1 protein-coding gene is annotated in these 2,166 nt (G+C 67.9%); it reads left to right on the top strand.

Annotated elements, in window-relative coordinates; all coding sequences use genetic code 11:
- Positions 1–666 precede the first annotated feature (666 nt).
- Positions 667–2,052, top strand: a complete 1,386-nt coding sequence (gene ltrA, locus ACFW2Y_RS35560; protein ID WP_384887823.1) for a group II intron reverse transcriptase/maturase — start codon at positions 667–669, stop codon at positions 2,050–2,052.
- Positions 2,053–2,166: the final 114 nt, after the last annotated feature.

The raw sequence follows: 2,166 nt of genomic DNA, 5'->3' as shown, positions 1-2,166 counted from the left end.
GTGCGCCGTGAGGCGCAGTGGTTCGAGTGGAGGTGAGAGACCTTCACCGCTGATCCCGTCGCAGCGGGACGGCGGAGCTGAGGGCAGCCTGAGCCGGGTGGTGCCGGGGAGGGTGGGAGCAGCCCTGACAACGCCGGGACGTGCCAGCACTGCCAGATGGTGCGGGTCCGGCAAGCGGGACGGAGAGGAGTACGCGAGGAACCGACGTGTGACACCCCCTTGATTAGGCACCGGCTCGAACCTGGTGGATCTGGGCCGGGAGCGGTGCGTACCCGCCGTGCGCGTGGGCGGGGAACTCCTGAGGCGGTAGGCATGAGCTGCCAGGGAGGCTGCGAGGAAGAACTGCGGCGTACTCGCAGCGATGCCGCAGGGGCATAGTCGGGCTCCTACTTCGACGAGCGAATCACTGTGAACATGGGAACCGTCCCCGGCCTGCCCTTGAGTCCGTGCGTCCAGCGCGGGGTCGGGGCCGGGCGCACCGACCGCCGATCGGCTGGGGGCGGGGCGGAGCCGCCGTAGTACTCCGAGCCGGGGAAAGCCCGCGCACATGGGGAAGGGCGGCAGCGGTTTCGAGAAGGACTGGAGGCTGTAATGCCGGAAGATGCACCGCCGAACGGCGGCGCTCCGCGTTCGGGACCTGCCGGGTCGTGGACGAGGGTATCGGGGATGCAGACCAAGCTTCACCGTTGGGCGGCGGCCGATCCGGGCCGCCGGTTCGATGACTTGTTCAACTTCGTGCACGACCCGGCCACGCTGGTCATGGCGTTCGACCGGGTCGCGGGCAACCAGGGAGCCAACACTCCCGGCGTCGACGGCCTGACGGTCGCCGGGGTCGAGGAGCGGATCGGGATCCCTGGTTTCCTGGACGATCTGCGGGCCGCCCTGAAGGACGGCTCGTTTCGGCCGCTGCCGGTGCGGGAGAGGAAGATTCCCAAACCGGGTGGGTCGGGAAAGGTTCGCAAGCTCGGGATCCCCGCGCTTGCCGACCGGGTCGTCCAGGCGGCGCTGAAGCTGGTGCTGGAACCCATCTTCGAGGCCGACTTCGAGCCGGTCTCCTACGGGTTCCGGCCCCGGCGCAGGCCACACGACGCGATCGCCGAGATCCACCACTTCGGCACCCGGGGTTACCGCTGGGTGCTGGACGCGGACATCGAGGCGGCCTTCGACAACCTCTCGCACTCCTTCGTGATGGAGCGGGTGCGGGCGCGCGTCAAGGACAAGCGCGTGCTGGCCCTGGTCAAGGCGTTCCTCAAGGCCGGTGTGCTCACCGAACTCGGCGAGCAGCGCAACACCCACACCGGCACTCCCCAGGGGGGCATCCTGTCCCCGTTGATCTTCAACATCGCGCTGACCGCGCTCGATGAGCACGTGATGGCGCCGTGGAAGGACGGCGGGGCAATGTCCACTCGGGGGAAGCGAACCTACCGGCACTCCCGGGGCCGGCCGACGTGGCGGATCATCCGCTACGCCGACGACTTCGTGATCTTGGTACATGGTTCGTGTGAGGACACCGAAGCGCTGCGCGAAGACGTCGCCCGCCTGCTGGCCACCATGGGGCTACGGCTGTCACCAGCCAAGACCCAAGTGGTCCACATGAGCGACGGGTTAGCCTTCCTCGGCTTCCGCATCCGGTGGAAACGCAAGAGGGGGACGAACAAGTGGTACGTCTACACCTTCATCGATCCCCGGCCCGTCCGGACCTTGAAGGCGAAGATCCGTGCCCTGACGCACAAGACATCACAGTGGGACCTCGCATCGACCCTGACCCGGCTGGGCCAGATCATGCGGGGCTGGGCCAACTACTTCCGGCACGCCGTGGCGAAGTGGACCTTCAGCAAGCTGGACTCCTTCACCTGGTGGAGACTCGTCCACATGCTGCGGGCCCGCCACCGCTGGAACTGGGGCCAACTGCGCCGCCACCTGAAAACCACCTCAGGGCGGTGGGTGATCGCGGCCGACGGGGTCGAGTACTACCGGCTGCAAGGTGTGACGGTCTCCCGCTACACCTACCGGGGTAACAAGATCCCAACCCCATGGCCCGCCACTGCCTGACGGCAGACACCGTGGAGAGCCCGTTACCGAGAGATCGGTACGGCGGGTTCGGCGAGCGGTCCGGGGAAACGGACCGGGAGCAATCCCGGCACCGCGCCCCGGGCCGACTCAACA

The sequence above is a fragment of the Streptomyces sp. NPDC058877 genome, assembly GCF_042742855.1.
Classification (GTDB): Bacteria; Actinomycetota; Actinomycetes; order Streptomycetales; family Streptomycetaceae; genus Streptomyces.
This window is presented reverse-complemented; position numbering and strand designations above follow the sequence as displayed.